Here is a 25,071-nt window from a genome sequence, read left to right as displayed (position 1 = left end):
GATGTCCTTGCCCTTGGCGTCCTTGGGCGTGGTCAGCGACACGTACTTGCCGCCGAACACGGTGGTGGCCTTGATCTGGGTGTCCACGTTCTCCGGGACCACGCCTTTGGGCCCGAGGTACTGCGGGTAGATCTCCAGGACGAACTTCGCGACCGGCTTGCCGTCGCGGGTCTCCTCCGAAATGCTGCCGACCCGGCCGATCTGCACGCCGTTATAGGTGACCTTGGAGCCGGGGTCCATCACCAAGCCGGCCCGCTCGGAGTACATCGTCACTTTGTCTTTGGACGTGAACCCGCCGCGGAACTGGATGTAGACCAGCGTCAGGATCAGCGCCAGCACCAGCATCGAGGCGATGCCTACAGTTTTATAGGGCGGGCTGGAGATCTTGTTGACCTTGCCTGGACCAGTCATGTCGCTACACCGTCAGTGCGAAGTTGGGGTTGACGCCGTAGAGCGCCAACGCGGCGGACAGGACGACTATCTGGACCGACACCAGCGAGAACCGCATGGATCGGCCGACGGCCTCGCCGACGCCGACGGGACCACCGCCGGCGTTGTATCCGTAGTAGCAGTGCGTCACCATCACGATCGCGGCGATGATGATCGCCTCCAGGAAGGACCAGAACACGTCCTCGGGCCGCAGGAACGTTCGGAAATAGTGCTCGTAGGTGCCGGTCGACTGCCCGTACAGCGCAGTGGTGACGATCTGCGGGGACACGAACGACATGATCATGGCCAGCGCATAGAGCGGGATGATCACCACCAGGCCGGCGACCACCCGGGTACTGGTCAGGAACGAGATCGAGTTGATGCCCATCACTTCGAGGGCGTCGATCTCCTCGGCGATACGCATGGCGCCCAGTTCCGCGGTCGCGCCGGCGCCGACCGTGGCCGCCAGCGCGATGCCGGTGACCACCGGCCCCGCGATACGCACGTTGATCAGCGCGGAGAAGAACCCGGTGAAGGCCTCGACACCGATGTTGCCCAGCGACGCGAAACCCTGGATGGCCACCAGCGAGCTACCCGAGAGAGTCACGAATCCGACGATCGCGGCGGTGCCGCCGACCACGGCCATCGCACCGGTGCCCATCCCGATCTGGGCGATCAGGCGCAGCGTCTCCTTGCGGTACACGTGGATCGCGTGCGGAATCTGGCCGATGCTCTTCAAGATGAACCAGGCCAGTTCACCCGTGGTGCCGATGCCCCGACCGACGCTGCCGACGGTCTTGTTGAAGTTGGCGACCGTCCGGGGGAACCGGGACCGCACTACCGCTGATGTCGACATGTCAGCGCCCCGTCCCGAATCGCACACCGATCGTGGTCAAGATGACGTTGACGGCGTACAGCGCCACCACGCACAGCACCACGGTCTCGTTCACCGCCGTCCCGAGCCCCTTGGAACCGCCGCTGACCGTCAGCCCGCGGTAGCAGCCGACCAGGCCGGCGATCAGTCCGAAGGTCGCCGCCTTGACCATGGCGATGATCACCTCGGGCAGGCCGGTGATGGTGGTCAGCGTGGCCAGGTAGGCGCCGCCGGACACGTTCTGCAGATAGACGCCGAAGAGGTAGCCGCCGACCAGCCCGACGGTGATCACCAGAGCGTTGAGCAGGGTGGCGACCACGGTCGCGGCGATCACCCGGGGAACCACCAGGCGGTGGATCGGGTCGATGCCGAGCACCTCCATCGCGTCGATCTCCTCGCGGATGGTGCGGGCGCCGAGGTCGGCGCAGATGGCGGTGGAACCGGCCCCGGCGACCACGAGCACCGTGGTCAGCGGTCCGAGCTGGGTCACCGCACCGATCGCCGCGCCGGCGCCGGAGAGGTCGGCGGCGCCGAACTGGGCGAGCAGGACGTTGAGCGTGAAGATCAGCAGCACGGTCAGCGGGATGGAGACCATGATCGTCGGCAGCAGGGCGACGCGCATGATGAACCAGCACTGCTGGATCAGCTCGCGCCACTGGAACGGCCGACGGAACAGGGCGCGGCCGGTGAGCACGCACATGCGGAAGAATCCGCCGATCATCGTCAGCGGCGTTTCCAGCTGGTCGCGGACATAGCCCACCAGGTGTGGACGCGAAGATGTCGTCACGACTGCTCCCTCACAGCGAAATCCCCATCAAACTGGGGCCGCTCACGTCGCGGCAGTGCGGCGGATGGTGGTGCACGCCTCCTCCTTGCCCCGACCCTACGAAAGTGACCCAGCGCTCCCTACCCGCAGGTAGTAACGGAGACCACAGGAATGTACCCGATGGTCGCCCGGGTGGGTACCGCAACTCGACAATTGACATTTCGTCAGCACCTGGCAAACATTTTGAGCCCGTCGAATTTCCCCTCATGTCGTTGAATCTCTTGTCGCAGAGACCTTTTCAGTGCCACCATGACCCCCATACCGAACCCGCAGCTCAGTTTTGAGCACCTTCCCGGCGGGGTTGCGGGGCAGTGCGTCCACGATCTCGAGCGCCTTGGGGTGCTTGTACCGCGCCAGCCGCTCGGTCAGGTACTCATTCAGCTCTTCGATATAAAGGTGGCCTTCCGTTACAGCGGCCACCGCGATCGGCACCTCACCCCACTTCGCGTCGGTCCGTCCGATCACGGCGACCTCGACGATGCGCGGATGACCCGCCAGGACGTTCTCCACCTCGGCGCAGTAGATGTTCTCCCCGCCGGAGATGATCATGTCCTTCTTGCGGTCGACCACCCAGACGTAGCCGTCGGCGTCCATCCGCACCAAGTCCCCGGAATGGAACCAGCCGCCGGCGAACGCCTCCGCGGTGGCCTCCGGGTTGTTCCAGTAGCCGCTCATCAATGTCGGTGCGCGATAAACGATTTCGCCTACCGCACCGACGGGCACGTCGTTCATGTCGTCGTCGACCACGCGGGCGGCGACGGTCGGGATCACCTTGCCCACCGAACCCCGTTTGCGGATCGCGTCGTCGCCGAGCAGCATGCACGTCACCGGTGACATCTCGGTCTGCCCGAACGCGGCGAGTATCTGGGTGCCGGGAAACATCTCAGACATCTGACGCAGCAACACATCCGGCGCCGGCGCGGCGCCCCATGACATCACCCGCAAACACAGGTCGCGCGGCCTGGCCCGCTGCTCTGTGCACACCGCCTGCCACTGCGCGGGAACCAGGAAGATGCCCGTGACCCGCTCGGCCTGCAGCACGTCGAGCAGTTGCCCGGGGTCGAAGGCGCCGAGCGGATAGATCACGGTGGGCAGGCCGAGCAGCATCCCGCCGAGCAGGTTGCCGATTCCGGCGATGTGGAAGAGCGGGACGCCGACGAAGCCGACATCGTTATTGAGGTCAACCCTGTTCGTGTAGAGCATGGTCATCGTCTGACCGGTCAGATTGGTGTGGGTGAGCACCGCCCCTTTGGGTCGTCCGGTGGTGCCCGAGGTGTACATGATCAGGGCCGGCGATTCGTTCGGGATGTCGATCAGGCCCGGCGGCTCGCCCGCCTCACTCATAAGGTCTTCATATAAAAGGGCGCGGTCGTCGGTGCCCGCGCCCGCTGCGCCCCCCGCCACCACCACCGTCTGGAGCAGCGGGGCGATGTCGCGGACCCCGAGGGCGACCGACGCCAGCACCGCTTCGGTGACGATCACCCGGGCTCCGCTGTCCTCGACCAGGAAGGCGATCTCGGTGGGCGTCAGCCGGAAGTTCAGCGGAACGGCGATGGCCCCCAGCATGTTGGCCGCCAGCATCGACTCCACGAATTCGGTGCGGTTGAGCATCAGCACCATCACCCGGTCGCCGAAACCCACCCCGCGCCGACTCAGCGCCCCGGCCAGGGTTCCGACACGGTGCCGCAGGTCAGCCCAGGTGATGGTGTTGCCCAGAAAACGCAGCGCGGTGGCTCGCGGCTGCATCATGGCGTGCCGCTCGAGTTGGTTGACCCAGTTCTGCCGACGAGCCAGGTACGGCTGCTCGTAGGCGAGGGCCTGGGTAGCGTGGCCGGCGAGTTGCGCGGTCAACTCATTCCTTTCACTGCCTTTTGTCTGGTCACTCAAGCACCGCTTGCGTCATGCTGATATTTGATAAAACATGTGTTGTGTGGGTCACATTAACGGGCACAAGAGCCGTTAACAAGGCCCGGCAACACACCCGAGACGAGACCGATAAGCGCCTGAAAGGCCTGGCAGGCCCACGTGAACCCACCCTTGCCGGCAGCGTCGTCCAAGGCTCGACGCCGTCGGCCGCTACGTCGGTCACAGCTGTCCGACGAGGTTGCCGGCCACCTACGCGCCGCGATCATGTCCGGCAGTCTGCGGCCGGGGACCTTCATCCGGCTGGACGAGACCGCTGCCGAGCTCGGGGTCAGCATCACCCCGGTGCGGGAAGCGCTGGTGAAGTTGCGCGGCGAAGGCATGGTGCAGCTCGAGCCGCACCGCGGCCATGTGGTGCTGCCGTTGACCCGGCAGGACATCAAGGACATCTTCTGGCTGCAGGCCACCATCGCCCGGGAACTGGCGGTCACCGCCACCGACCGCATCACCGAGCTCGAGATCGCCGAACTTGAACGCATCAACGACCTGCTGGGCTCGGCCGTCGGCGCGGCTGACGCCGAGGCCATCGCGACCTACGAATTCGCGTTCCACCGGGTGTTCAACCAGGCCAGCGGACGGATCAAGCTGGCCTGGTTCCTGCTCAACGCCGCGCGCTACATGCCGGCGCGGATGTATGCCGCCGATCCGCAGTGGGGCGAGGCCGCGGTGAGCAACCACCTGCACTTGATCGCCGCGCTGCGCCGCCGGGACGCCACTGCGGTCGTCGACCACACGGTATGGCAGTTCACCGACGCGGCCCAGCGGTTGACCGAGGTGCTGGACCGGACCGGGATTTTCAGCTAGCCAGCTGCTCGGCGCGCTGTTTGACGTTTTCGGCGAGCTGATCCAACACGTTGTTCAGCAGCATCTTCACCATCGGCGGCGGCACCGGCATGCTCGGCTCGACGTCGATGTCCACGGTCAACAGGCTGCTGGGTCCGGTGGCCACCACGCTGAACAGCTGCTCCTGCTTGGTGAACAGGTCGCCCTGCTGCATCACGGTCTGAATCTGGTTCTCACCCGGGTAGTACACGGCGTGGATGTAGACACCGTCGATGCCTTGCACGGAGGTGTCCAGGCGCACCTGGCTGGCGCGGCCGTCGTCATAGCGGGCCAGCACCCACGCGCCCTTGACCCCTTCGTTCCACTCCGGGTAACGCTCGATGTCGGAGACGATGCCCATGATGGCGTCGGCATCGGCGCTGACCTCGACGGTCTTGCTCATAACTGGCATTGGCGAAGTGTACTGGTGGCCGCGGTGCTCAATCGGTGCAGGCGGTCGCCAGTAACGGCCGGATCGTCTCGGGGATCGGGACGGGTCTGCGGGTGCTCCGGTCCACGTAGACGTGCACCCAGTGGCCCAGCGCGGCGATCGGTTGCGGGGCTTCCGTCGCCCGGAACACCCCCAACCGGTACGTGACGCTGCTGCGGCCCAACCGGGTGACCGCCAGACCCACCGACAGCTCGTCGGGGAAGGCGAGTTCGGCGAAATACCGGCAGCCCGACTCCGCGACGATGCCCAGTTCGGGGATGGTCAGCGGGTCGACGCCGGCCTCGTTCGCGATCCACCCGTTGATCGCGGTGTCGAACAGTTGGTAGTACACAGCGTTGTTGAGGTGACCGAACATGTCGTTGTCGGCCCAGCGGGTGAGCACCGGCCACAGCACCGGGAAGTCGCTGCTGGTCAGGTCTCCCCGCCCGGACGGAACACCGGGCGTAGCGGAACTCATGGTTGTATTCCAACATGTCTGCGATCCGGGGCGCGGTGCTCGAGCGGATCGGTGCACCCCGGCCGTATGCGCAATCCCGGCCGATCAGCGTCACCGAATTGAACCTCGCCGGTCCGGGTGCCGGCGAGGTGCTGGTCCGCATCGAAGCCGCCGGAGTGTGCCACTCCGATCTGTCGGTGGTGGACGGCAACCGGGTCCGGCCGGTGCCGATGTTGCTCGGGCACGAAGCCGCGGGCATCGTCGAATCGCTCGGTGCCGGCGTCAGCGGGTTGACCGTCGGCCAGCGGGTGGTGCTGGTGTTCCTGCCGCGCTGCGGACACTGCCCGGCCTGCGCCACACAGGGGCTGACGCCGTGCGAACCGGGCAGCGCGGCCAACAACGCCGGCACGCTGCTGGGCGGTGGCATCCGCCTCGCCCGCAGCGGTCACCCGGTCTACCACCATCTCGGCGTCTCGGGTTTCGCGACGTACGCGGTGGTCAACGCGGCCAGTGCGGTCGCGGTGCCGCCCGACGTGCCGGCCGGGGTCGCCGCGCTGCTGGGGTGTGCGGTGCTGACCGGTGGCGGCGCGGTGCTCAATGTGGGCAACCCCCGGCCGGGACAGTCGGTCGCCGTGGTCGGACTCGGCGGTGTCGGCATGGCGGCGGTGCTCACTGCGTTGACCTTTCCCGACGTGCGCGTCATCGGTGTCGATCAACTGGACGAAAAGCTTTCGGCGGCAACAGCTTTGGGTGCACATGAGACCTACACACCGCAGCGGGCCGAGGACGCCGCGGTCAAGGCCGATGTAGTCGTCGAGGCCGTCGGCCATCCCGCGGCGCTGCAGACCGCGATCGGGCTGACCGCGCCGGGCGGACGCACCGTCACCGTCGGACTGCCGCCACCGGATGCTCGAATCAGTGTGTCGCCGTTGGGGTTTGTCGCCGAAGGCCGGTCGCTGATCGGCAGCTATCTGGGTTCGGCGGTGCCCAGCCGTGACATTCCCCGGTTCGTCTCGTTGTGGCAGTCGGGCCGGTTGCCGGTGGAAGCGCTGGTGTCCTCGACGATCCGGCTGGACGACATCAACGAGGCGATGGACCATTTGGCCGACGGCACCGCCGTGCGTCAACTCATCACCTTCTGACGGGGCGGGACATGTCAATCAACGATCGGGTGTCCCGGTTGCTGCGGTTGCCGCTGCCGCTGGTGTCGTTGCGCACCATCGTGATCGTCGCGGCGATGTCGGTGATCGCGCTGGTCATCATTCTGGGCACCTGGGTGTGGGTCGGCGTCACCAACGATCAGTACAGCCAGCTGGATCGCCGGCTGGACTCGGTGAGCAGTCTGGGCGACGTGAGCACGCTGCTCAGCCCACCACGCCCGGACGACGACCAGCCGGCGCCCGACGACCGGGTGGCCCGCACGGTGCGGGTGGGCGGCGAGATTCGGTCGGTGCCCAGCGGAGTCGTGCTGCCCGCGCTGCCACCCGGTTACGTCACCACCACGATCGACGGCGTCCCCTACCGGGTGCGCACCTTCACCGCCGGCGACGCCACTGTCGCCCTGGGTGCGCCGCTGGCCCAGGCCGAGGACCGGATCGACCGGCTACACCTGCGGGTGCTGCTGATCTGCGGCAGCGTCATCGTCGGCACCTTCCTGGTGGGCAGCGTGATGTGGTTGATCATGATCAACCCGTTCCGGCTGCTGGCTCAGCAGGCCCGGGCGATCAACGCGCAATCCAAGCCGGACGAGGTGCAGGTCCGCGGGGTGTGGGAGGCAGTGGAGATCGCCGAGGCCGTCGAAGGCATGCTGGCGCGCATCGGCGACGAACAACAGCGCACCAAGGACGCCCTGGACTCGGCCCGCGACTTCGCCTCCGTCGCCTCCCACGAGTTGCGCACCCCGCTGACCGCGATGCGGACCAACCTGGAGGTGCTGGCCACGCTGGAGTTGCCCGCCCGGCAGCGCGAAGAGGTGATGGCTGATGTGATGCGCACCCAGAGTCGCATCGAGGCCACCCTGTCCGCGCTGGAACGCCTCGCCCAGGGCCAGACGATCACCACCGACGACTTCGTGCCGGTGGACATCACCGAGTTGCTGGACCGCGCCGCGCACGACGCGGAGCGCAGCTACCCCGGGTTGACGGTGTCGCTGTTGCCGTCCCCGACGCTGCTGATGCTGGGCCTGCCCACCGGTCTGCGGCTGGCGGTGGACAACGCGATCGCCAATGCGGTCAAGCACGGCCACGCCGAACGGGTGCAGCTATCGGCGGTCAGCTCCCGGGCGGGCGTGGAGATCGCGATCGACGACGACGGCACCGGTGTACCCGAGCACGAGCGCGAGACCGTCTTCGACCGGTTCTCCCGGGGGTCGACGGCGTCGCACTCGGGATCCGGTCTGGGCCTGGCCCTGGTGGCACAACAAGCCGAATTGCACGGCGGCACCGCATCTCTGCACGCCAGTCCGCTCGGCGGCGCGCGGCTGCTGTTGCGGCTGCCCGGCCCACGCCCGCCCGGCGAGACGGCTCAGTCCGGGTAGAAGACTTTGGCCAGGGCCTCGCCCTGCAGCGCGAAAAGCCTTTGACTGGAGGACCATTCGGGCAGCAGCGAGTCGAATCCGTGACATGCGCCGGGAAATACGTGCAGTCCGGTGCCGACCCGCGCGCGCAGCATCCGCAGCGCGTATTCGACCGCCTCGTCCCGGAACGGGTCGATCTCGGCGCAGGTGATCAATGCCGGTGGCAGACCGGCCAGTTCGTCGCGGCGGGCGGGAACCGAGATCGCCGACGGCGCCTGCCCGCCCAGATAATGCCGCCACATCAGCTGCGCACCCTCGCCGTCGAAGGCCGGGGTGGCGCGGAATTCTGTCATGGACGCGGTCCGGCGGTCGTCCAGGACCGGCTGGTGCAGCAGCTGAAAAACCAACGGCGGCAACCATCCGTCGGCCGCGCCGTGCGCCAGGCAGGCAGCCAGCGCGGCGCCGGCGCTGCTGCCCGCGACGGCCAGCCGAGCCGGGTCGACCTCCAGTTGCGTCGCACTGCCGGCCACCCACCGCAGCACCGTGACGGCGTCCTCGAGCGCCGCCGGAAAGGGATCCTCCGGCGCCAGCCGGTAGTCGACCGACACCACCGAACACCGTGCGCGACGGGCGAGTTCGATGCACTGGCGATGGTCGGTGTCGAGGTTGCCCAGCGCGAAACCGCCTGCGTGGCAGTAGACCACAGCCGGCGCCGGCCGCGGGCCACCCCGGTAGATGCGCACCGGCACGGTGCCGGCGACCGCGTTCTCGATGTCCACCCCGGGCGCGCCCTGCGCGATTTCGGCGCGGCGTTGATTCATCGAGTCGCGGATCAGCGGGATCGCCTCGGCGGTGAAGACAGTCCGGGTGACCGCCACGGCGCGCAGGACGGGATGCAGCCGCTCGACGGCCTGTAATTGCCTGGTGCTCATCGGATCTGCAGACACTGGCCACCGTCGACGACGAGTTCCGACCCGGTGATGAAGGACGCCTCCTCGGACACCAGAAAAGCTACCGCGTCGGCGATCTCGGCCGGCCGGCCGAGCCGGCCGAACATCGCGACCGCGGCCAGCCGCTGCTGGATGTCCTGGTCCAGCATCGGGGTGGCGATCGGGCCGGGGAACACCGCGTTGACCCGGATCCCGTCCGGTGCCAGCTCGGCCGCCGCGGTCTGGGTCAACCCGCGCAGCGCCCACTTGGCCGAGCCGTAGGCACAGTGCTGTGGGAACGGCCGGATCGCTCCGGTGCTGCAGATGTTGACGATCGCGGCGCCGTCAGCCACACGCAACGCCGCCAGTGCGGCACGGATGCCGAGGAACGCACCCATACAGTTGACCCGCCAGGAGTTTTCGAAGTCTTCGACTGTTTCGTCGCCCAGCGCGGCGCGATGCAACACCCCGGCGTTGTTGACCAGCGTGGTCAGTGCGCCGAACCGGTCGACGGTGGCGGCGACGGCGGTCTCCCACTGGACCGGGTCGGTGATATCGAGCGGGATCGCCAGCACCGCGGCATCGGTGTCAGTGCCGACGGCTCGCAGATCGCAGGCCGCCACGGAATACCCTTGCGCACTGAGCTTTTGCACGATCGCCGACCCCTGCCCGCCGGCGGCGCCGGTGACCAACGCGACGCGGGTCATGGCGCGGTCGCCTCACGCAGGTGCTCGGCTGCGCCGCGGCGCAGGGCCTGCGATTCGGCCGCCAGGGTAATCATCTGAAATCCCATCCTGGACAGCGTATTACCCGTCGGGCCGTCACTGCCATGGATGCCGGTGACCAGGCCGGCGGCGATGGCCGCGCGCTGAATCCGCGTGATCGCATCCTGCACCTGCCGGTTCCCGACGGCGCCGACCACGTCGAGGCCCATCGAGATCGCCAAATCGGCCGGTCCCACATAGATTCCGGCCAAGCCGTCGACGGCGCAGATTTCGTCGATGTCGGCCACCGCGGACGCGGTCTCGATCATGGCGAACACACTCGCCCGGGATTCCAGCGCGGCCGGGTCGTGGCCGAGGCTGGCCCGCAGCGGCCCGAAGCTGCGCACCCCGGCGGGCGGAAACCGGGTCGCTGCGACCGCCGCGGCGGCCTGGTCCGCCGATTCGATCATCGCGATGATCACCGCGTCCGCCCCCGCGTCCAGCACCCGGCCGATCGGCGCCGGGTCGGCGTTGGGCAACCGCACCGCCGTGCCGATCGGGACATGCTCGAGGCGGCGCAGCATCCGTGCGACGTCGGCGTCGTCGAGATAGCCGTGCTGGGTGTCGAATCCGACGTAGTCGTATCCGGCCTTCGCGAATTCCTCGGGTCCGATCAGGGTGGGCCCGGTGACCCAGCCACCCCAGATGGGCCGGTGCAGGCCGGTCTGGAAGATGCTCATCGGGCGATCGCGATCTTGACCCGCTCGGGGACCGGGCGGCACGCGAGGTCGAACGCGGCCTGCACATCCTCGACCGCGAAGGTGTGCGTCAGGTACGCCTCGAGCAGCTCCGGATGCCGAGCGGCGAACTTACCGGCGTCGCCCAGGACCCGCCGACGATCCAGTGTCACACCGGATTTCAAGGTCAGATTGTTGCGCAGCATGGCGCGCATGTTGATCGGGTAAGCGTCGTCGTCGGCCACACCGAAGTAGAACACGGTGCCTCCCGGCGCGGTGGCACTGATGGCGTGGTTCAGGGTGGCCACCTGGTGTCCGACCGCCTCGATCACCACGTCGGCACGGTCGGCGGCGGTGAGCCGGCTCGCCCACCGGTCGCTGGTGGCCCGTACCGCGTCGTCGACTCCAAAAGTGCGGGAGACGTTTTCGCGATCGACCGGGTCGACGCCGGTGACGCGCCGCGCTCCGGCCGCTTTGGCGACGTAGGAGAACAGCAGCCCGATCGAGCCCTGCCCGATGACCGCGACGTGCCGGCCGGTGAGGTCCGGCAGCTGTTCGCAGGCGTACAGCACACAGGCCAGCGGTTGCAGGCCGACTGCCTGCGCGGGTTTCAGGGCCGGGTCGTAGGGTGCCAGGCCGTCGCCGTTGCTGATGACGCGTTCCATCAGCCCGTCGAAGCCGGATGCCCAGCCCACCACCAGGTCACCCGGACGATGATCGGGGTGGCGGCTGGCGATCACCTCCCCCGCGACTTCGTGGATGGGAAAGCCGTCCTTCTCCGCCGCACTGCGCCCGTCGTCACCGGGCAGGCGGCCACGGACGCCGCGGAACGCGGGCAGATCACTGCCGCACACGCCGGCGGCCAGAAATCGCAGCAGCACGTGACCTCGCGTGAGGTCGGCCGCCGTCTTGTCGGGGATGTCGGTTCTTTCGAACAGGTAGGGGGCGATGATCCGATAGGACCACACGTCAGACCTCCACCGGGACGTTGTTCCAGCCCCACTGGAAGCTCGACGGCAGCCGGGTCGCTTTGTCGTCCTGGATCGCGAAGTCCGGCACCCGGCGCAGCCATTCCTCCAGCAGCACAGCCACTTCCAGCCGGGCGAGGTGGAAACCGAGGCAGAAGTGCTGACCCCGACCGAACACCAGCGAACGTTTGATCGGCCGGTCCCAGATGAATTCGTCGGGGTCAGGGAATTCCCGCTCGTCCCGGTTCGCCGACGCGAGCAGGGTGATGACGCGTTGCCCGGGCTCGATGGTCTGGCCGTGGATGGTGAAGGGTTTGCGCGCGGTGCGGGCAAACCATTGTGCGGGTGCACAGTAGCGCAGTATCTCCTCGCGGGCTATCTGCACGTTGGTGGCCAGGTCGGCGCGCACCGCGGCCATCTGGTCGGGCCGGCGGCTGAGCTCCCAGAGGCCGGTCGCCACGATCTTGGGCACGGTCTCGGTGCCGCCGATGAAGACGCACAACATCTGGGTGGCGACCTCGACATCGCTGAGCCCGCTGCCGTCGGGCAGCCGGTAACCGAGCAGCCCGTCGACGATCGGCAGGGCTTGTGGGGTGCCGGCGCGGTGACGTTCGACCACCGGGACCAGGAATTGCAGGTAATTCGGCCGGGATTCGGCGGTGTCGACACCTTCACCGGGCTGGGCCAGGCTTCCGGCGTTGACCGCCGCCAGTACCTGCGCCGCGAGTTCTGTTGGGATGCCGAGTAAGTCGCACACCATCGACGCCGCGACGATGCCGCCGTACTCCTGGGTGAGATCGAACCCACCCCGGGGCAGCAGCAGGTCGAGGCGTTCGTTGGCCAGCGCGCGGATGCGGTCCTGCAAGGCGGTGACCGACCGCGGCCGGAACGGCGCAGAGTGCGCACGGCGGATCTCGCCGTACAGATCGGCGTCGAACACGGCGTGAAAAGGCATGGGATGCAACGGTGGATCGGCGACCGGCCCGTCGTTGTGCCTGGCCAGCACCGATGCCGGCGGCAACGTTCCCTCCGACGCGACAAAGGTGCCGTCGTTGACTTCCAGCACCCGCCAGATGTCGTCGAACCGGGAGAGCGCGAAGGTATCCCACTGCGGCAGGTAGTACACCGGGTATTCGTCGCGCAGGATGCGGTAGTAGGCGGGAGGGTTGGCCATCACCTGCGGGTCGAAGGGGTCGTAGCGGAAGTCCTTCACCGCAACGGCGACGGTGGTAGCGCCTGCAGGATCGAATCCTCCCAGCCGTCGCGCAGTGCGGGCGCCACACTCATCCAGGTGACGATCTCCGCCGGTGGGCTGTCCTTCCACGACGGGTAGTGGTTGGCGAAGCACGCCCAGCCGCCTTCGAGCGCCCAGTAATGGATCACCTCGTTGAACCGGAAGGTGGTGGTGAAGGAACCGAGCCAGTGTTTGCCGGTGCTTTCCGACCACGGGACGTAGAGCCGCTCCAGTTCGCGGATGTAGTCGTCCTGACGGCCAGGCTTGGTCTGCATGATCTCCTGAATCACCAGCGATGCACTGAAATTGGCTTCGGTGAGTTGCGCCAGACTCCGGTTGCTCGGGCCCGCGTACATGATGCGTCCCTCCCCCTTGGCACCGATGTCGGACAGGAACGCCGACCATGTGCCGGCCGCCGCCTCGTGGCTGCCGCCGCGGGCCTGCGCGGCGCCGATGCGTGCGTAGTCGGAGAACCCGTCGAGCTCCCAGATCACGGTGACCTGCGGCCAGTGGCCGTTGAAGGGGGTGGATTCCCAGATCGCGAACAACCGGGCACCGAGGTCCTGCATCATCGGCTGGTAGGTGTCGGTGAACACCTCGGTGAAGCGGTCGCTGCGTCCGGAGCCCAGGTCGATCGTCTCGTGCAGGTACAGCAGCGTGTGCCGGTAGTACTTCTTCATCCCCGACTAACCCAGCCAGGCCGAGTCGGTCAGCAACTTTTCCGTGGGAGCTATTGAGAGACAAGGGATTCCGGCGGCACGTAACGCCTGCCCCTTGAACGCGCGGGCAGCGGCGCTGAGCCGATAGCTGGTGCTGGTCAGCCCACGAGTGACCCCCAGCGGCCAGCCCTCACCCCACAGGGCGACCTCGGTGCCCCGGTTGCGTTGCTTGTCCAGGGCGCGGCGAACCACCTCACGGACGCAGTCGTAGGCAGTCAGAGCTGCCACGCTGGCCGCCAGACCGTGACCCATACCCGCCATGTCGAAGTCCGATTCCAGGTCCAGTACCTCGACTCCCAGAATGCGCAGCGGCCGGGAATCGTAGCCCTGGGGCAGCATCACATTGACTTCCCAACCGGCCATCACCCGGTCGAACAGCCAACCGCCGGCCGTCTGCACCACATCGTTGGCGTCGGCGGCCAATACGTCGAGCCGGTGCCGCAGGACCTGGCCGTCGTCGCGCGGGCGCCGCGCCGCACTCGTCACATCGATTGTTGAGATGACCATCAATCCGTACCTGTCGCGCTAATCATGGGCTGTGGACAGCGTGACAGTTTTGCATAGTTTTGTAAAGCGCCCGGTGGGGCTCAGGAGTCGCGGCGAACCGCCAGCTCGGCGAGCACCTCGGCGGTGTGCTGCCCCAGCTCAGGGGCCGTCCAGCGCGGTGACCAGGGGGTACCGTGGAAGTCCGCCGGCGTGGCCACCATCGGCACGGTCGCCTCTCCATCCGGCACGTCGACGATTCCGCCCGCGGCATGGAACTGGTCGTCGGCGACGATGTCTTCCAGGGAGTTGATCGGCGACCAGAAGAAGTCCGGTTCGCCGGCGAAGGGTTCGGCCCATTCGTCCAGCGTCCTGGTCGCGAAGATGTCGTCGAGTTCGGCAATGAGTTGTACCGCGTTGTCGGCGCGGGCGCGGGCATTGGGGTATTGCGTGAGCCACTCCGCCTTGCCGACCACGCGGCACAGCGCCGGCCAGTGCCGCTCGACTTCCAGTCCGACGATCCAGAACCGGCGCCCGTCGCCTGCGGCGTAGTTGTTCATGCACGGGTTGCCCATGGTGGCGCGTTGTCCGATCGCGATCGGCTGACCGGTGAGCAGATAGGTGTTGAGGTCGAAGCTCACCGTGTAGGCGCCCTGGCGGTACAGCGACGTGGTGACCAGTTGGCCCTCACCGGTGCGGGCGCGGGCCACCAACGCTGCGCACACGGCCGCCGCCAGGGTCATGCCGGCCGAGTGGTCACCCATGCCGCCGCGCTGGAACGGCGGCGTGTCGCCGGGCCGGGTCAGCAGGTGGGCGATACCGCCGCGCGACCAGAACGCGGCCACGTCGAAGGCGGCGCGGTCGGCGTCCGGCCCGGTTTCGCCGTAGCCGGTGATGAGGCCGTAGACCAACTTCGGGTTGCGCGCCGACACCGACTCGTAGTCCAGTCCCAGCCGCTGCAACGTCGCGGTTCGGACGTTGGTGACGAAAACGTCTGCGGCGGCGAGTAATTCGAATGCCGTGTCGCGGCCGGCGTCAGTCGTCAGGTCCAGGACGATGCTCCGTTTGGACCTGTTGTCCATTTCGAACGGTGGGTTCACGCCGAGGTCGCAGCCCAGCATCCGGCCGAACAGCCGCCCGGGGTCGCCGGTCGGTGGTTCGATCTTGATGACGTCGGCACCCCAGTCGGCCAAGATGCCTGCGGTCGCGGGCCCAGCGACCCACACTCCGAGTTCGACGACGTTGATGCCTGCTACCGGTCCTGCCATGACTGGGACCTTAATCGGCTGCGTCAGAACGGTGGTTCGTCGGGCAGTGGTGCTCGGGGTGGTGGTGCCCAGGCCGGGGGGAGGTCCTCGGGTTCGCGGGGGTCGTTGACCCAGGTGCAGAACGGGCTGGTGCTGGGCATCGGGACCCATCTCCAGCAGCTCGTCGAACATACTTTCGATTATGCCGCATCAGTCCGACAATCTCTCGTGTGCTGTCTCGGTGCAGACGAGTACGGGCACCCCGACGCGGACGGGTTATCCCGCTGCGCCTGTTACTACGCTGTACCGATGAGTCTGGTAACCGGCCGCGGGCCGTTGAGCAGCGATCCGGCCGGACGTTTCGTTCCCCCGATTCCCGCCAATGTCGTTTATATCGAGCCACATCCGCGTCGGATCCTGGCGATCAAGCACAGCCGCACCGTCATCGACACCGAGCAGGCCCTGCTGGTGCACCGGCCCGACCGCCCGCTCAGTTACGCCTTCCCCGCCGACGCGGTCACCGACCTGCCCAGCGAACCCGAACCTGACGCGCCGGGTTACCGGCGCGTGCCGTGGGACGCCGTCGACGCCTGGTTCGAAGAAGGACGCAAACTGGTCCATTACCCGCCGAACCCGTACCACCGTGTCGACTGCCGTCCGACCAAACGGCGCCTCACCGTATCCATCGACGACACCGTCCTGGCCGATACCGACGATACGACTGTGGTCTTCGAAACAGCTTTGCCGCCACGGCTTTACGTGGCGCCACAGCATGTGCGCACCGACCTGCTGCACAAGACCGACACGTCCACCTACTGCAATTACAAAGGGTTCGCGACGTACTGGGCAGCGGCCGGCAAAGAACTAGCGTGGAGCTACGAGGACCCGATGCCCGAAACCTCGCCCATCAAGGGATTTTTCAGCTTTGACGCCACTCAGGCCGACGTCGAAGCCGAACTCCCGTAGGCAGGCCGGCCCAGCCGGAGTTCGTGCTGGGCGATCATGTTGCGGAACACCTCCAGGGATCCGCCGTAGATCCCGACCGGCACCGCCAGCCGCGCAACCTGTTCGGTCGCGCCGTCATCGGGCGACCCTTTAGTGCCGGTCGGCAGTACCGACGCCGGGCCCAGCAGCTCCATCAGATCCCGGGAGACGTCCCGCATGGTCTGCGCGATCGCCACCCGTCCGTACATCCCCGGGGTGGACAGCGCCGCCTCTATCTGGGCGCAACTGCGTCCGAGCCGGTATGCCACCGCGTCGTCGTCCACATCCACGTGCGCCGCAACGCCGTCCAGCGCTTCGGCCATCAGCATGCCCTGCATCACCATCGCCGCGACATCCTGCAGGCCGTGGTCCCCTGCCTCGGTCAGGCCGTGTTCGGAGTCGAGGGCGGCCCGCATCACCGTCCAGCCGCCGTTCACCTCGCCGATCCGGTAGACGTCATCGACCCGCACATCGCTGTAGTAGACGATGTTGGTGCGGTCGCCGTCCAGGGTCCGGATGCCCTGGATCTCGATGCCCGGGGTGTCCAGCGGCACCAGAAACATGGTCAGGCTCTGGTGTTTCGGCGCTTGCGGGTCGGTGTTGGTGAGCAGGAAGACGTATTTCGCGTTCTGCGCGTTCGAGGTGAACATCTTGGAGCCGTTGATGATCCAACCCTCGCCGTCCCGCACCGCGCGGGTTTTACAGGTGGCGACGTCCGAACCACCTTCGGGCTCGGTGTAACCCAGACACAACCGGATGTGGCCGGAAAGCACACCGGGCAAGACCTTTTCGGCGAGTTCCGGGGCTCCGAACTGCTGCACCAGGTGAGCGACCACCGAGGTGGTGCCCCAGTGGTACCACGGGGTGTGCGCCCGCGCGATCTCCAGGTTGAAGATCCGCCTGCGGACCGGGCTGAATCCCCCGTCGGACTCCTCGTTCCAGTCAGCGGCCAGATACCCCGCCTCGCCGAGCGCCAGATGTACCTTCTCGTCGAAGTTTTCGCCGAATTCACGATTGCGGCGCAACACCTCGTCGGTGACCAGCGAAGTCACCAGGGCACGCGTCCGGTCGTAGAAGGCCTGGTCGTCGTCAGACAGCGCTACCCGGGAGAAGTCCATTCAGATCACATCTATCACCGAAGAGCGGAACCGGTCGATGGTTTCCAGGATGTGCGTCAGGCTGTCGCCGGGCAGGTGCACCGTGGTCCAGGTAACGCCCAGTGCGGCAAGCTTTTCCAGACCGGCAAGGTAGGCGTCGGCATTGAAGTCATCGGTGGCCGGATTGCCGCCGTCGAAGTTGGTGAAGGTCACGTCCACCGTCGACCAGTCGCGGCCCAGGGATTCGCACCTGCGCCGCAAATCGTCGATGCCCGCGGCGAGCTTGTCCACGGAGTCGATGGAGGCGGTGCCCGCGGTGCGGGCCAGACCCGCCGGTGCCGGGAACGGACACCAGCCATCGCCGTACTGAGCCACCCGCTGGCGGGCCGTGGTGGTATTGCCGCCCACCCAGATCGGTGGGTGCGGATGACTGACCGGGCGCGGATGCGCGGTGATGCCCCGGGCGGTGAAATGCCTACCCTCGTAGGAGATATCGTCGGAGGTCCAGACGGTGCGGATGACATCGAGCGCTTCTTCGAACAATGCCGCACGCTCGTCGTAATCCACACCCAGCGCGGCGAACTCCTTCCTGAGGTAACCGACCCCCACCGCCAGCGTGAAACGACCCCCCGACAGCACGTCGAGCGTCGCCCCGGACTTGGCCACCACGAACGGATTCCGGTAGGGCAGCACCACGATGTTCGGGATCAGCCGCAGCGTGGTGGTCCGGGCCGCCGCATAACCCAGTGCGACAAAGGGATCCAGCGCGTCGTGACCGCCGGCCTGCAGCCAGCGCTCCGACGGCGCCGGGTGGTCGGTGAATCCGAATCCGTGCAGACCTGCCTGCTCGGCGGCCGCGGCCACCGTCGCGATACCGGCGCCGGTGATCAGCTCCGGATTGTAGGGATGGCTGTGCATCGGGTGCGTGACGGTGAACCGCATGGGAATCAGAACCGCGCCCGGGCATCGATCGAGGTGTCGCTGGTGCGCAGCGGGCGGATCAACGCCTCCTGGGCGAACGAACACAGCAGCTCGCCGTCTTCGGTGTGCACCGTGCCGCGCACGTAGGACATCCCGGCACCAACCTGGGTGCTCTCATGGGTGTAGAGCAGCCAGCCGTCCCAGCGCACCGGTTCATGGAACGAAACGAAGATCGACATCGGTGCGGTGGAGACCGTCAGGTGCGCCTGGGCGGTGCCGATGCCCTCGTGGGCGCGCATGGTCGTCGAAATCCCTAGGTGGCCAGTGAAATACGCGAGCAATGCCTTGGCCAGGTCGTCGCGCTCCGGGATCGGATCGTAGTGCAGCCAGGCGTACAGCTCCGGCGGCCCGACCTCGTCGGGGCTGTTGACGTCGACCACGTCAACGAGCCGCAGTTGCCGCCCGATCATCGGCATCTGCGACACGTTCGCGTCCGCAGGCGCGGCCACCTCGGGTCGCGGCTGATGGTGGCGAATCACGTCGTCGGTCGGCACATCGGTCAGCACCGTGACCACGACGCAGCGCTTCTGGTTCTGGTACACCGAGACCACCGCGGTGGCCGTCGACCGTCCCTCGTTGAGTACGTCGAGGACGAGTTCGACCGGCGGGCCGACCATGATCGCGCGGGCGAAGACCGCATGCGCCGAGCGCACCGACTTGCCCTGGAACCGGGTGGCCGCGGCCACGATCGCCTGGGCCACCACCTGAGTGCCTTCCACGACCTGGCGGCCGTCCTGTCCGGGCAGTCCGGTCTCCGCGGCATAGCGATCGACACCGTCAATGGCCTGCACCGCGAAAAGATCCAGTAGGCCCGCGACCGACCATTGGGCCTGGTCCGATTCTGTCGTCAACGCGTTCACCCCTTGCTCCGGCAGCTCCCGCCCAGCGTGACATTTTGCGTATTGTTTGTAAAGCTAGATAAGGGTCCGTCGCGGTACGGTACGTTGACAGCAACGCCCGCGTTGCATGACACTTCTGCAGTGATTTGTAAAGGCACGACGGCAGCGCCCCCGCTCGCCCACGGCTTTTGCTTCGGCGAGGGTCCGCGCTGGTTCGAGGGCCTGCTCTGGTTCTCCGACATGCTCGGGGAAGCGGTCCACACTGCGGACCTGCGCGGCTCCCTGACCACGGTGCCGTTGCCGGGCCGCACGCCCTCCGGCTTGGGCTTTCGCCCCGACGGTTCGCTGCTGATCGTGTCGGCCGACGATCGGGTGGTGCTGAGCTACGACGGCGAGACGGTCGTCCCGATCGCCGACCTGACGAAGCTCGCGCCGGCCGGCCTCGGCGACATGGTGGTCGATCACGCGGGACGCGCCTACATCGGATCCCAGGCATTCGAAGGCGGGCTGATCATCCGCCTCGATCCGGACGGCCGCGCCGTCGTCGTCGCCGACGATCTCGACTTCCCCAACGGGATGGTCATCACCGAAGACCGCAAGACCCTGATCGTCGCCGAGTCGGTTGGCCGGCGGTTGACCGCGTACCGCATCGGGGACGACGGTGCACTGCACGACCGCCGGATCTTCGCCGACAACCTGGACGGGCCGCCGGACGGTATCGCGCTGGACGCGCAGGGCGGGGTGTGGGCGGCCATGACGCTGGCGCATCAGTTCGAGCGGATAATCGACGGCGGCGAGGTGACCGACCGCATCGACATGGACGGTCGGGTGGCCATCGCCTGCGCGCTGGGCGGCCCGGAGCGACGCACGCTGTTTCTGCTGTCGAGCACCGATGCTTATCCCCAGCGCCTGGTGGGCACCCGGCTGTCGCGGCTGGACGCCGTGCGGGTCGAGGTTCCCGGCCTGCCCTGAACGTAAGGTCTGCCGTGACACGAAAGGTGGGTGAATGTCCGACTCGTACTACGAGCTGATAGGCGATGACACGCACGGCGAAAAATTCCGTGCCACCGATCTTTCCCGCGGTACCTGGTCGGCCACCATCCAGCACGGCGCGCCGGTGTCGGCGTTGCTGGTGCGCGCCCTGGAGCGCTGCGCGGCGCGCGACGACACCCGGCTCAGTCGCGTCGTCGTCGACCTGCTCGGCCCGGTGCCCGCCGACGGCGACCTGTGGGTGCGGTCGCGCATCGAGCGCGGCGGCAGGCAGATCGAACTGGTGACCGCCGAGATGCTGGCGCCGGGCCCCGACGGGCAGCCCCGGCCGGTCGCCCGCGCCAGTGGCTGGCGGCTGCAGCAACTCGACACCGGGGCCATCGCCCACGCCTCGACCCCGCTGCCGCGCCCGGTGTCCGAGGCCCGCGAACGCAACATGAAGGCGCAGGGGTGGGACCGCAACTACGTGCACAGCCTGGAGTGGCTCTGGTTGACCGAGCCACTGGCTCCCGGTGGCGGCGAGTCGTGGATCAGACCGATCGCCGACCTGGTCGCCGGTGAAGCGATGACGCCGTTGGAGCGGCTGTTCGCGGTCGCCGACTGCGCCAACGGGATCGGCAGCACGCTGGACATCAGCAAGTGGACTTTCCTGAACACCGATCTGGCGGTGCACGTGTTCCGGGTGCCTGCCGGGGACTGGATCGGGATTCGAGCGGAGACCAGTTACGGACCCGACGGCATCGGGACGACAATCGGGTCATTGTTCGACGAAACCGGTGCGGTCGGCGCCATCCAGCAGTCGGTGCTGGTACGGCCCCGACCGCCTAAGCCGCCGAAGGTGTAGCCATGACTCAAGCCTCCGAGACGGACACCTTCGAGTCCGACAGTTCCACGCGCCTGCGCATCCTGGCCGCCACCGCGGAAGTGCTCGCTCGCAGCGGCAAGACCAAACTCAGCCTGTCGGAGGTCGCCGCCCAGGCGGGGGTATCCAGACCGACGCTGTACCGCTGGTTCGCGTCCAAAGAAGAACTGATGTCGGCGTTCTCCCGCTACGAGCGGGAGGTCTTCGAACGAGGGATAGCCAAGGCCACCGCCGGGCTCAGGGGCGTCGAAAGGCTGGACGCCGCAATGCGATTCATCGTCGACTTCCAGTACTCCTACTCCGGGGTGCGGATGGTCGACATCGAACCCGAGCACGTCATCTCCCAAATGGGCGGGGTGATCCCGGAGATGCGCGCCGGTCTGCAACGACTCATCCCGGGACCCAATGCCGCGGTGAAGGCGGCGACGGTGATCCGAATTGCCATCTCGCACTACGTGGTTCGCAGCGACGACGCCGACCAGTTCCTGGCGCAGTTGCGGCACGCCGTCGGCATCAAGAACAGCGACTAGCCCGGCAACCTCGGTGCGCGAGCAGACGCAAAAGCCCCCTGAGGGGGCGCTTTTTAGGGGCTTTTACGTCTGCTCGCGCGAGAACAGCACCGCCGCATTGAGATAACCCGTCGGGTCCAACGCCGCCTTCAACGTCCGCATCGCCGCGATATCCGCCGCCTCGCGGGACATACCCAGATACGGCCGCTTGCGGGTGCCGACCCCGTGCTCGGAGCTGACGTTGCCACCGCACCCGGCGACCAGGTCCATCATCTGCGCATACAGCTCGTCCTCGCGGTCCGCCGGAAAGCGCAACACGTTGAAATGCAGGTTGCCCTCGCCGACGTGGCCGAACAGCAACGGCAGCGCCTCGGAAACCGAACCGGTCACCAACTCCACTGCCCTACAGGCGAAATCAGAGATCGCCGACAACGGCAGCGACACGTCGAACTTCAGCGGCGGCCCGTGCCCGCCCAATACCTCGGCCAGTGATTCCCGGACACGCCACAACCGTTGCTGCGCAGCCACATCCACGCCCACCGCCGGCTCCCCGCACAACCGCACTCCGTCGAGCAACTCAGCCAACCGCTCGCTCTGATCGTGGTCGGCGGCCAACTCCACCAGCAGCAACCAGTCACCGGGCACCGGCGGAGGCACCCCGAGCTCGGACTGGACCAGCGCGGCGGCCCGGCCGTCGATCATCTCCAACGCGGCGATCCCGTCGACCTCGGCGAACTGCCGGCCAACGTCGACCAGCTCCGCGAGATCGTCGAACCCGCAGACCGCCGTCACCCGGTGCGCCGGGGTCGGGTGCAGCCGCAGGTCCAGCGCGGTGATGACGCCCAGGGTGCCTTCGGCGCCGACGAACAGCGCGGGCAGGTCGTAACCGGTGTTGTCCCGGCGCACCCGGCTGTGCCGGCGCAGCACTGTCCCGTCGGGCAGCGCCACGTCCAGACCGACGATCTGCTCGCCCATGTTGCCGTAGCGCACCGTGCGTAACCCGCCGGCATTCGTCGAAGCCATCCCGCCGACGGTCGCGGTAGCGCGGGCCGCCAGGTCGACGCCGAACACCAGGCCCGCCGCCGAAGCGGCCTGCTGCACCGCCGCCAGGGTGGCTCCGGCACCGGCCGCCACCCGGCGTTCCGACGAGTCGACATCACCTACGGCACAGAGCCTTTCGGTGGACAACAACACGTCGTCGTGCTCGGGAACGGCGCCGGCCACCAGCGAGGTCCGGCCACCCTGCACGGTCACGAAGGCGCCGGCATCGCGGCACACCCGCAGCACCTGCGCGACCTCGTCGGCCGAACCCGGGCGTACCAGCGCGCTGGCACGACCGCGGTACCGTCCGGTGTGGTCGACGCTGCGACCGGCGAGCACGTCGGGATCGGTGACGACGTGATTGGCGCCCACCACATCCCGCAACGCGCCGGCCAGACCCGCCGCGGTCATCCAGCGCTGAAATCTTTATGGTTCACGTCGGTCACCAAGCCGCCGTCCATGATGAACTCGCTGCCCGTCGCGTAGGACGCCTCGTCGCTGGCCAGGAACACCACGAAGGTCGCCACTTCGCGCGCCTCGGCGGGACGTCCCAGCGGAATGGTGACCATGTCCTCGGGCAGGTGGGCGGTCATCGGGGTGCGGATGAAGCCGGGGTGCAGCGAATTCACCCGGATGTTGAGCGGCGCCAGTTCCAGTGCCGCCGACTTGGTGATGCCCCGCACCGCCCACTTGGACGCGACGTACGGATGCACCATCGGCGCGCCCCGGATCCCTTCGATCGAGGACACGTTGATGATGGACCCGCCGCCGGCCTCGGTCATCGGGTCGACGGCCGCGCGCATGCCCAGGAAGGTGCCGGTCAGATTGACGTCGAGCACCTGCTGCCACTTGTCCATCCGGAACGCGCGCAACGGCCCGGCCGCGACGATGCCGGCATTGTTGACCAGCACGTCGAGCTTCCCGAATTCGCCGGTCGCGGTGGCGACCGCCGCTTCCCACTGGTCCTGTTGGGTGACGTCGAGGTGGACGTAGCGCGCCGAGTCACCGATTGCTTCGTTGATTTCGGAGGCCAGTGCGCTGCCCTCGTCGTCTCGGATGTCGCCGATCACCACCTTGGCGCCTTCGGCGGCCAGCAGCCGCGCGTCCTCGGCACCCATTCCGCGGCCGCCGCCGCTGATCAGCGCGACCTTGCCCTCGACCCGTCCCGGTCGTTCCATTGAGAGTCCTTTCGGTTATGTGGCGACTGGATCCGGCGGCGCGAACAGGCCGGTGCCTGTGACCAGCGGCAGGTCCAGCGTGTTCCGAATGCCGGGTGGGGCGGCGATCACATCCGGGATGGAGTTGACGATGCGGCCGGCAGCGCCGGCGATCGCGGCGTGGTTGTGGTCGCCCTTGCGGCTGGTCGGCACGATGTCCACGGCGTACGACGGTTCGCCGGTGATCTCGACCCGGTACGAGCCGGTGCCCGCGGCGGGCTGCGGAAGATCCGGCCGCAGATCCGGACGCAGCCGGGTGATGTGCTCGATGACGATGGCCGGGTGTCCCTTGACCAGGCCGCGTATCTCGAACTGCAGGACCGCGACGGTGCCCTCGGCCACGTGGCCGACGGCGATGTCGAAGTCCTCCGGCGCCGGTTCACGTTGGTAGGACTCGGTGATCTCGTCGACCTCGATGCCCAGGCCGGCCGCCAACTGTCGGATCGCGGTTCCCCAGGCGATGCTGAGCACACCCGGTTGCAGCAGCATCGGAATCTCGTCCATGGGCCGGGCGAACCCCATGTAGTGCATCACTTCCGCGCCGTTGTAGCTGGCATAGTCGTGGATCTCCATGCACCGCACCTGCTCGATGCGCTGGCAGGTGCCGGCCAGTGCGAACGGGACCAGGTCGTTGGCGAAGCCAGGGTCCACGCCGGTGATGAAAATACTCGAATTGCCTTGCTGCGCAGCGGCTTCCACCCGACCGATGTACTTCTCGGGCATCACGCCCCACGGGTACTGCAGCAGCCCGGGCGACGACCCGACGACGTTGATCCCGGCGGCCAGGATGTTCATCACGTCGGCCATCGCGTCCGGCAACCGGGTGTCACCCATGGCGCAGTACACGATGCAGTCGGGTCGGGTGGCCAGCAGTGCGTCGAGGTCGTCGACGGCTTTGATCCCGGTCTCCGCCGGGGCGTCCAGGCCGACTCCGCAGAGTTCGCCGGCATCCTTACCGACTTTTCCCGGATTGGACACGCATACCCCGGTCAACTCGAACGTCGGATTGGTGATGAGTCCGGCCAGCGCCAACCCGCCGACATTTCCGGTGCCGACATGGGCGACACGAATCGCCATGACTGTCCTTCCGTCCGTAGGGCCCAGAAGAGATCCGAACTTTTCCAGACAGTAGTCCATAATTTTTGAAGGGGTTCCGATGGCACTGCTGTCGCGAAACGCCGAAATACCCGGCGGCACCGTTCTACCCTCTGTGGGTGCCTACTACCCGCGGTCTCGGGTAGGGGAAGGACGGGG

27 protein-coding genes are annotated in these 25,071 nt (G+C 67.3%); 7 read left to right on the top strand and 20 right to left on the bottom strand.

Features of this window, described 5'->3' with window-relative positions; all coding sequences use genetic code 11:
• The 4 genes from AC5Y3Z_RS24350 to fadD5 all read right to left on the bottom strand — a co-directional run.
• Positions 1-411: MlaD family protein (locus tag AC5Y3Z_RS24350; RefSeq protein ID WP_500001873.1), on the bottom strand; the 411-nt coding region annotated here is incomplete at its 3' end.
• Positions 412-415: 4 nt separating this feature from the next.
• Positions 416-1,285, bottom strand: a complete 870-nt coding sequence (locus AC5Y3Z_RS24345) for an MlaE family ABC transporter permease (RefSeq protein WP_473138883.1) — start codon at positions 1,283-1,285, stop codon at positions 416-418.
• Between the two features lies 1 nt (position 1,286).
• Positions 1,287-2,024 (bottom strand): MlaE family ABC transporter permease, encoded by a 738-nt coding sequence (locus AC5Y3Z_RS24340; protein WP_463828028.1) that lies wholly within the window; start codon positions 2,022-2,024, stop codon positions 1,287-1,289.
• Positions 2,025-2,333: 309 nt separating this feature from the next.
• Positions 2,334-3,980, bottom strand: coding sequence for a fatty-acid--CoA ligase FadD5 (gene fadD5 / locus AC5Y3Z_RS24335; RefSeq protein ID WP_473138882.1), 1,647 nt, complete (start codon positions 3,978-3,980; stop codon positions 2,334-2,336).
• A 186-nt stretch (positions 3,981-4,166) separates the two neighbouring features.
• On the opposite strand from fadD5, the gene AC5Y3Z_RS24330 reads away from it, so the two are divergent.
• On the top strand, positions 4,167-4,856 hold the full coding sequence (locus AC5Y3Z_RS24330; RefSeq protein ID WP_473138948.1) for a GntR family transcriptional regulator: 690 nt from the start codon (positions 4,167-4,169) through the stop codon (positions 4,854-4,856).
• Here the strand turns inward: AC5Y3Z_RS24330 and AC5Y3Z_RS24325 are convergent.
• Both AC5Y3Z_RS24325 and AC5Y3Z_RS24320 read right to left on the bottom strand, forming a co-directional pair.
• The gene (locus AC5Y3Z_RS24325) at positions 4,849-5,286 is read right to left on the bottom strand and encodes an SRPBCC family protein (protein WP_463827947.1); all 438 of its coding nucleotides are present in this window, start codon (positions 5,284-5,286) and stop codon (positions 4,849-4,851) included. The genes AC5Y3Z_RS24330 and AC5Y3Z_RS24325 overlap by 8 nt on opposite strands.
• Before the next feature lie 28 nt (positions 5,287-5,314).
• A complete protein-coding gene (locus AC5Y3Z_RS24320; RefSeq protein ID WP_473138881.1) occupies positions 5,315-5,782 on the bottom strand; it encodes an acyl-CoA thioesterase in 468 nt (155 codons plus the stop codon).
• A gap of 14 nt (positions 5,783-5,796) precedes the next feature.
• Between AC5Y3Z_RS24320 and AC5Y3Z_RS24315 the strand changes: the two genes are divergently transcribed.
• Positions 5,797-6,903, top strand: a complete 1,107-nt coding sequence (locus AC5Y3Z_RS24315) for an alcohol dehydrogenase catalytic domain-containing protein (protein ID WP_463827945.1) — start codon at positions 5,797-5,799, stop codon at positions 6,901-6,903.
• 11 nt (positions 6,904-6,914) lie between these two features.
• The gene (locus tag AC5Y3Z_RS24310; RefSeq protein WP_463827944.1) at positions 6,915-8,297 is read left to right on the top strand and encodes a sensor histidine kinase; all 1,383 of its coding nucleotides are present in this window, start codon (positions 6,915-6,917) and stop codon (positions 8,295-8,297) included.
• Here AC5Y3Z_RS24310 and AC5Y3Z_RS24305 read toward each other — a convergent pair.
• The 8 genes from AC5Y3Z_RS24305 to AC5Y3Z_RS24270 form a co-directional block, all read right to left on the bottom strand.
• Entirely contained in the window at positions 8,285-9,208 is a 924-nt protein-coding gene (locus tag AC5Y3Z_RS24305; RefSeq protein ID WP_473138947.1) for an alpha/beta hydrolase, read from the bottom strand. The two genes, AC5Y3Z_RS24310 and AC5Y3Z_RS24305, sit on opposite strands and share 13 nt — an antisense overlap.
• A complete protein-coding gene (locus AC5Y3Z_RS24300) occupies positions 9,205-9,912 on the bottom strand; it encodes an SDR family NAD(P)-dependent oxidoreductase (RefSeq protein WP_473138880.1) in 708 nt (235 codons plus the stop codon). Before AC5Y3Z_RS24300 ends, AC5Y3Z_RS24305 begins: the two co-directional genes overlap by 4 nt.
• On the bottom strand, positions 9,909-10,649 hold the full coding sequence (locus AC5Y3Z_RS24295; protein WP_473138879.1) for an HpcH/HpaI aldolase family protein: 741 nt from the start codon (positions 10,647-10,649) through the stop codon (positions 9,909-9,911). The genes AC5Y3Z_RS24300 and AC5Y3Z_RS24295 overlap by 4 nt, the downstream gene beginning before the upstream one ends.
• A complete protein-coding gene (locus AC5Y3Z_RS24290) occupies positions 10,646-11,614 on the bottom strand; it encodes a zinc-binding dehydrogenase (protein WP_473138878.1) in 969 nt (322 codons plus the stop codon). Before AC5Y3Z_RS24290 ends, AC5Y3Z_RS24295 begins: the two co-directional genes overlap by 4 nt.
• Position 11,615: 1 nt before the next feature.
• A complete protein-coding gene (locus AC5Y3Z_RS24285; RefSeq protein ID WP_473138946.1) occupies positions 11,616-12,788 on the bottom strand; it encodes a cytochrome P450 in 1,173 nt (390 codons plus the stop codon).
• A 35-nt stretch (positions 12,789-12,823) separates the two neighbouring features.
• On the bottom strand, positions 12,824-13,528 hold the full coding sequence (locus tag AC5Y3Z_RS24280; protein ID WP_473138877.1) for an NIPSNAP family protein: 705 nt from the start codon (positions 13,526-13,528) through the stop codon (positions 12,824-12,826).
• Positions 13,529-13,534: 6 nt separating this feature from the next.
• Positions 13,535-14,074 carry a hypothetical protein gene (locus AC5Y3Z_RS24275; protein ID WP_473138876.1) on the bottom strand — a complete coding sequence of 180 codons (540 nt, stop codon included), beginning with the start codon at positions 14,072-14,074 and terminating at the stop codon, positions 13,535-13,537.
• Positions 14,075-14,154: 80 nt separating this feature from the next.
• Entirely contained in the window at positions 14,155-15,318 is a 1,164-nt protein-coding gene (locus AC5Y3Z_RS24270) for a CaiB/BaiF CoA transferase family protein (protein WP_473138875.1), read from the bottom strand.
• Between the two features lie 288 nt (positions 15,319-15,606).
• Between AC5Y3Z_RS24270 and AC5Y3Z_RS24265 the strand changes: the two genes are divergently transcribed.
• Positions 15,607-16,263 (top strand): DUF427 domain-containing protein, encoded by a 657-nt coding sequence (locus AC5Y3Z_RS24265; RefSeq protein ID WP_473138874.1) that lies wholly within the window; start codon positions 15,607-15,609, stop codon positions 16,261-16,263.
• On the opposite strand, the gene AC5Y3Z_RS24260 is transcribed toward AC5Y3Z_RS24265, so the two are convergent.
• The 3 genes from AC5Y3Z_RS24260 to AC5Y3Z_RS24250 are packed head-to-tail and all read right to left on the bottom strand — an operon-like array spanning position 16,233 to position 19,219.
• Entirely contained in the window at positions 16,233-17,399 is a 1,167-nt protein-coding gene (locus AC5Y3Z_RS24260) for an acyl-CoA dehydrogenase family protein (protein ID WP_473138873.1), read from the bottom strand. The two genes, AC5Y3Z_RS24265 and AC5Y3Z_RS24260, sit on opposite strands and share 31 nt — an antisense overlap.
• Entirely contained in the window at positions 17,400-18,320 is a 921-nt protein-coding gene (locus AC5Y3Z_RS24255; protein ID WP_473138872.1) for an LLM class F420-dependent oxidoreductase, read from the bottom strand.
• A gap of 5 nt (positions 18,321-18,325) precedes the next feature.
• Positions 18,326-19,219, bottom strand: a complete 894-nt coding sequence (locus AC5Y3Z_RS24250; RefSeq protein WP_463827933.1) for an acyl-CoA thioesterase — start codon at positions 19,217-19,219, stop codon at positions 18,326-18,328.
• Positions 19,220-19,339: 120 nt separating this feature from the next.
• Between AC5Y3Z_RS24250 and AC5Y3Z_RS24245 the strand changes: the two genes are divergently transcribed.
• The 3 genes from AC5Y3Z_RS24245 to AC5Y3Z_RS24235 are packed head-to-tail and all read left to right on the top strand — an operon-like array spanning position 19,340 to position 21,580.
• On the top strand, positions 19,340-20,170 hold the full coding sequence (locus AC5Y3Z_RS24245; protein WP_473138871.1) for an SMP-30/gluconolactonase/LRE family protein: 831 nt from the start codon (positions 19,340-19,342) through the stop codon (positions 20,168-20,170).
• 34 nt (positions 20,171-20,204) lie between these two features.
• Positions 20,205-21,032 (top strand): thioesterase family protein, encoded by an 828-nt coding sequence (locus tag AC5Y3Z_RS24240; RefSeq protein WP_473138870.1) that lies wholly within the window; start codon positions 20,205-20,207, stop codon positions 21,030-21,032.
• A gap of 2 nt (positions 21,033-21,034) precedes the next feature.
• Positions 21,035-21,580 (top strand): TetR/AcrR family transcriptional regulator, encoded by a 546-nt coding sequence (locus AC5Y3Z_RS24235; RefSeq protein WP_463827930.1) that lies wholly within the window; start codon positions 21,035-21,037, stop codon positions 21,578-21,580.
• A gap of 63 nt (positions 21,581-21,643) precedes the next feature.
• Here AC5Y3Z_RS24235 and AC5Y3Z_RS24230 read toward each other — a convergent pair whose 3' ends face one another.
• The 3 genes from AC5Y3Z_RS24230 to AC5Y3Z_RS24220 are packed head-to-tail and all read right to left on the bottom strand — an operon-like array spanning position 21,644 to position 24,894.
• Positions 21,644-23,011 carry an FAD-binding oxidoreductase gene (locus AC5Y3Z_RS24230; protein ID WP_463827929.1) on the bottom strand — a complete coding sequence of 456 codons (1,368 nt, stop codon included), beginning with the start codon at positions 23,009-23,011 and terminating at the stop codon, positions 21,644-21,646.
• Complete coding sequence (locus tag AC5Y3Z_RS24225) at positions 23,008-23,778, bottom strand: glucose 1-dehydrogenase (protein ID WP_473138869.1); 771 nt, start codon at positions 23,776-23,778, stop codon at positions 23,008-23,010. Before AC5Y3Z_RS24225 ends, AC5Y3Z_RS24230 begins: the two co-directional genes overlap by 4 nt.
• A gap of 15 nt (positions 23,779-23,793) precedes the next feature.
• Entirely contained in the window at positions 23,794-24,894 is a 1,101-nt protein-coding gene (locus AC5Y3Z_RS24220) for an NAD(P)H-dependent amine dehydrogenase family protein (protein ID WP_473138868.1), read from the bottom strand.
• Positions 24,895-25,071: the final 177 nt, after the last annotated feature.

It is taken from the genome of Mycobacterium sp. NGS61, from assembly GCF_059812325.1.
This window is presented reverse-complemented; position numbering and strand designations above follow the sequence as displayed.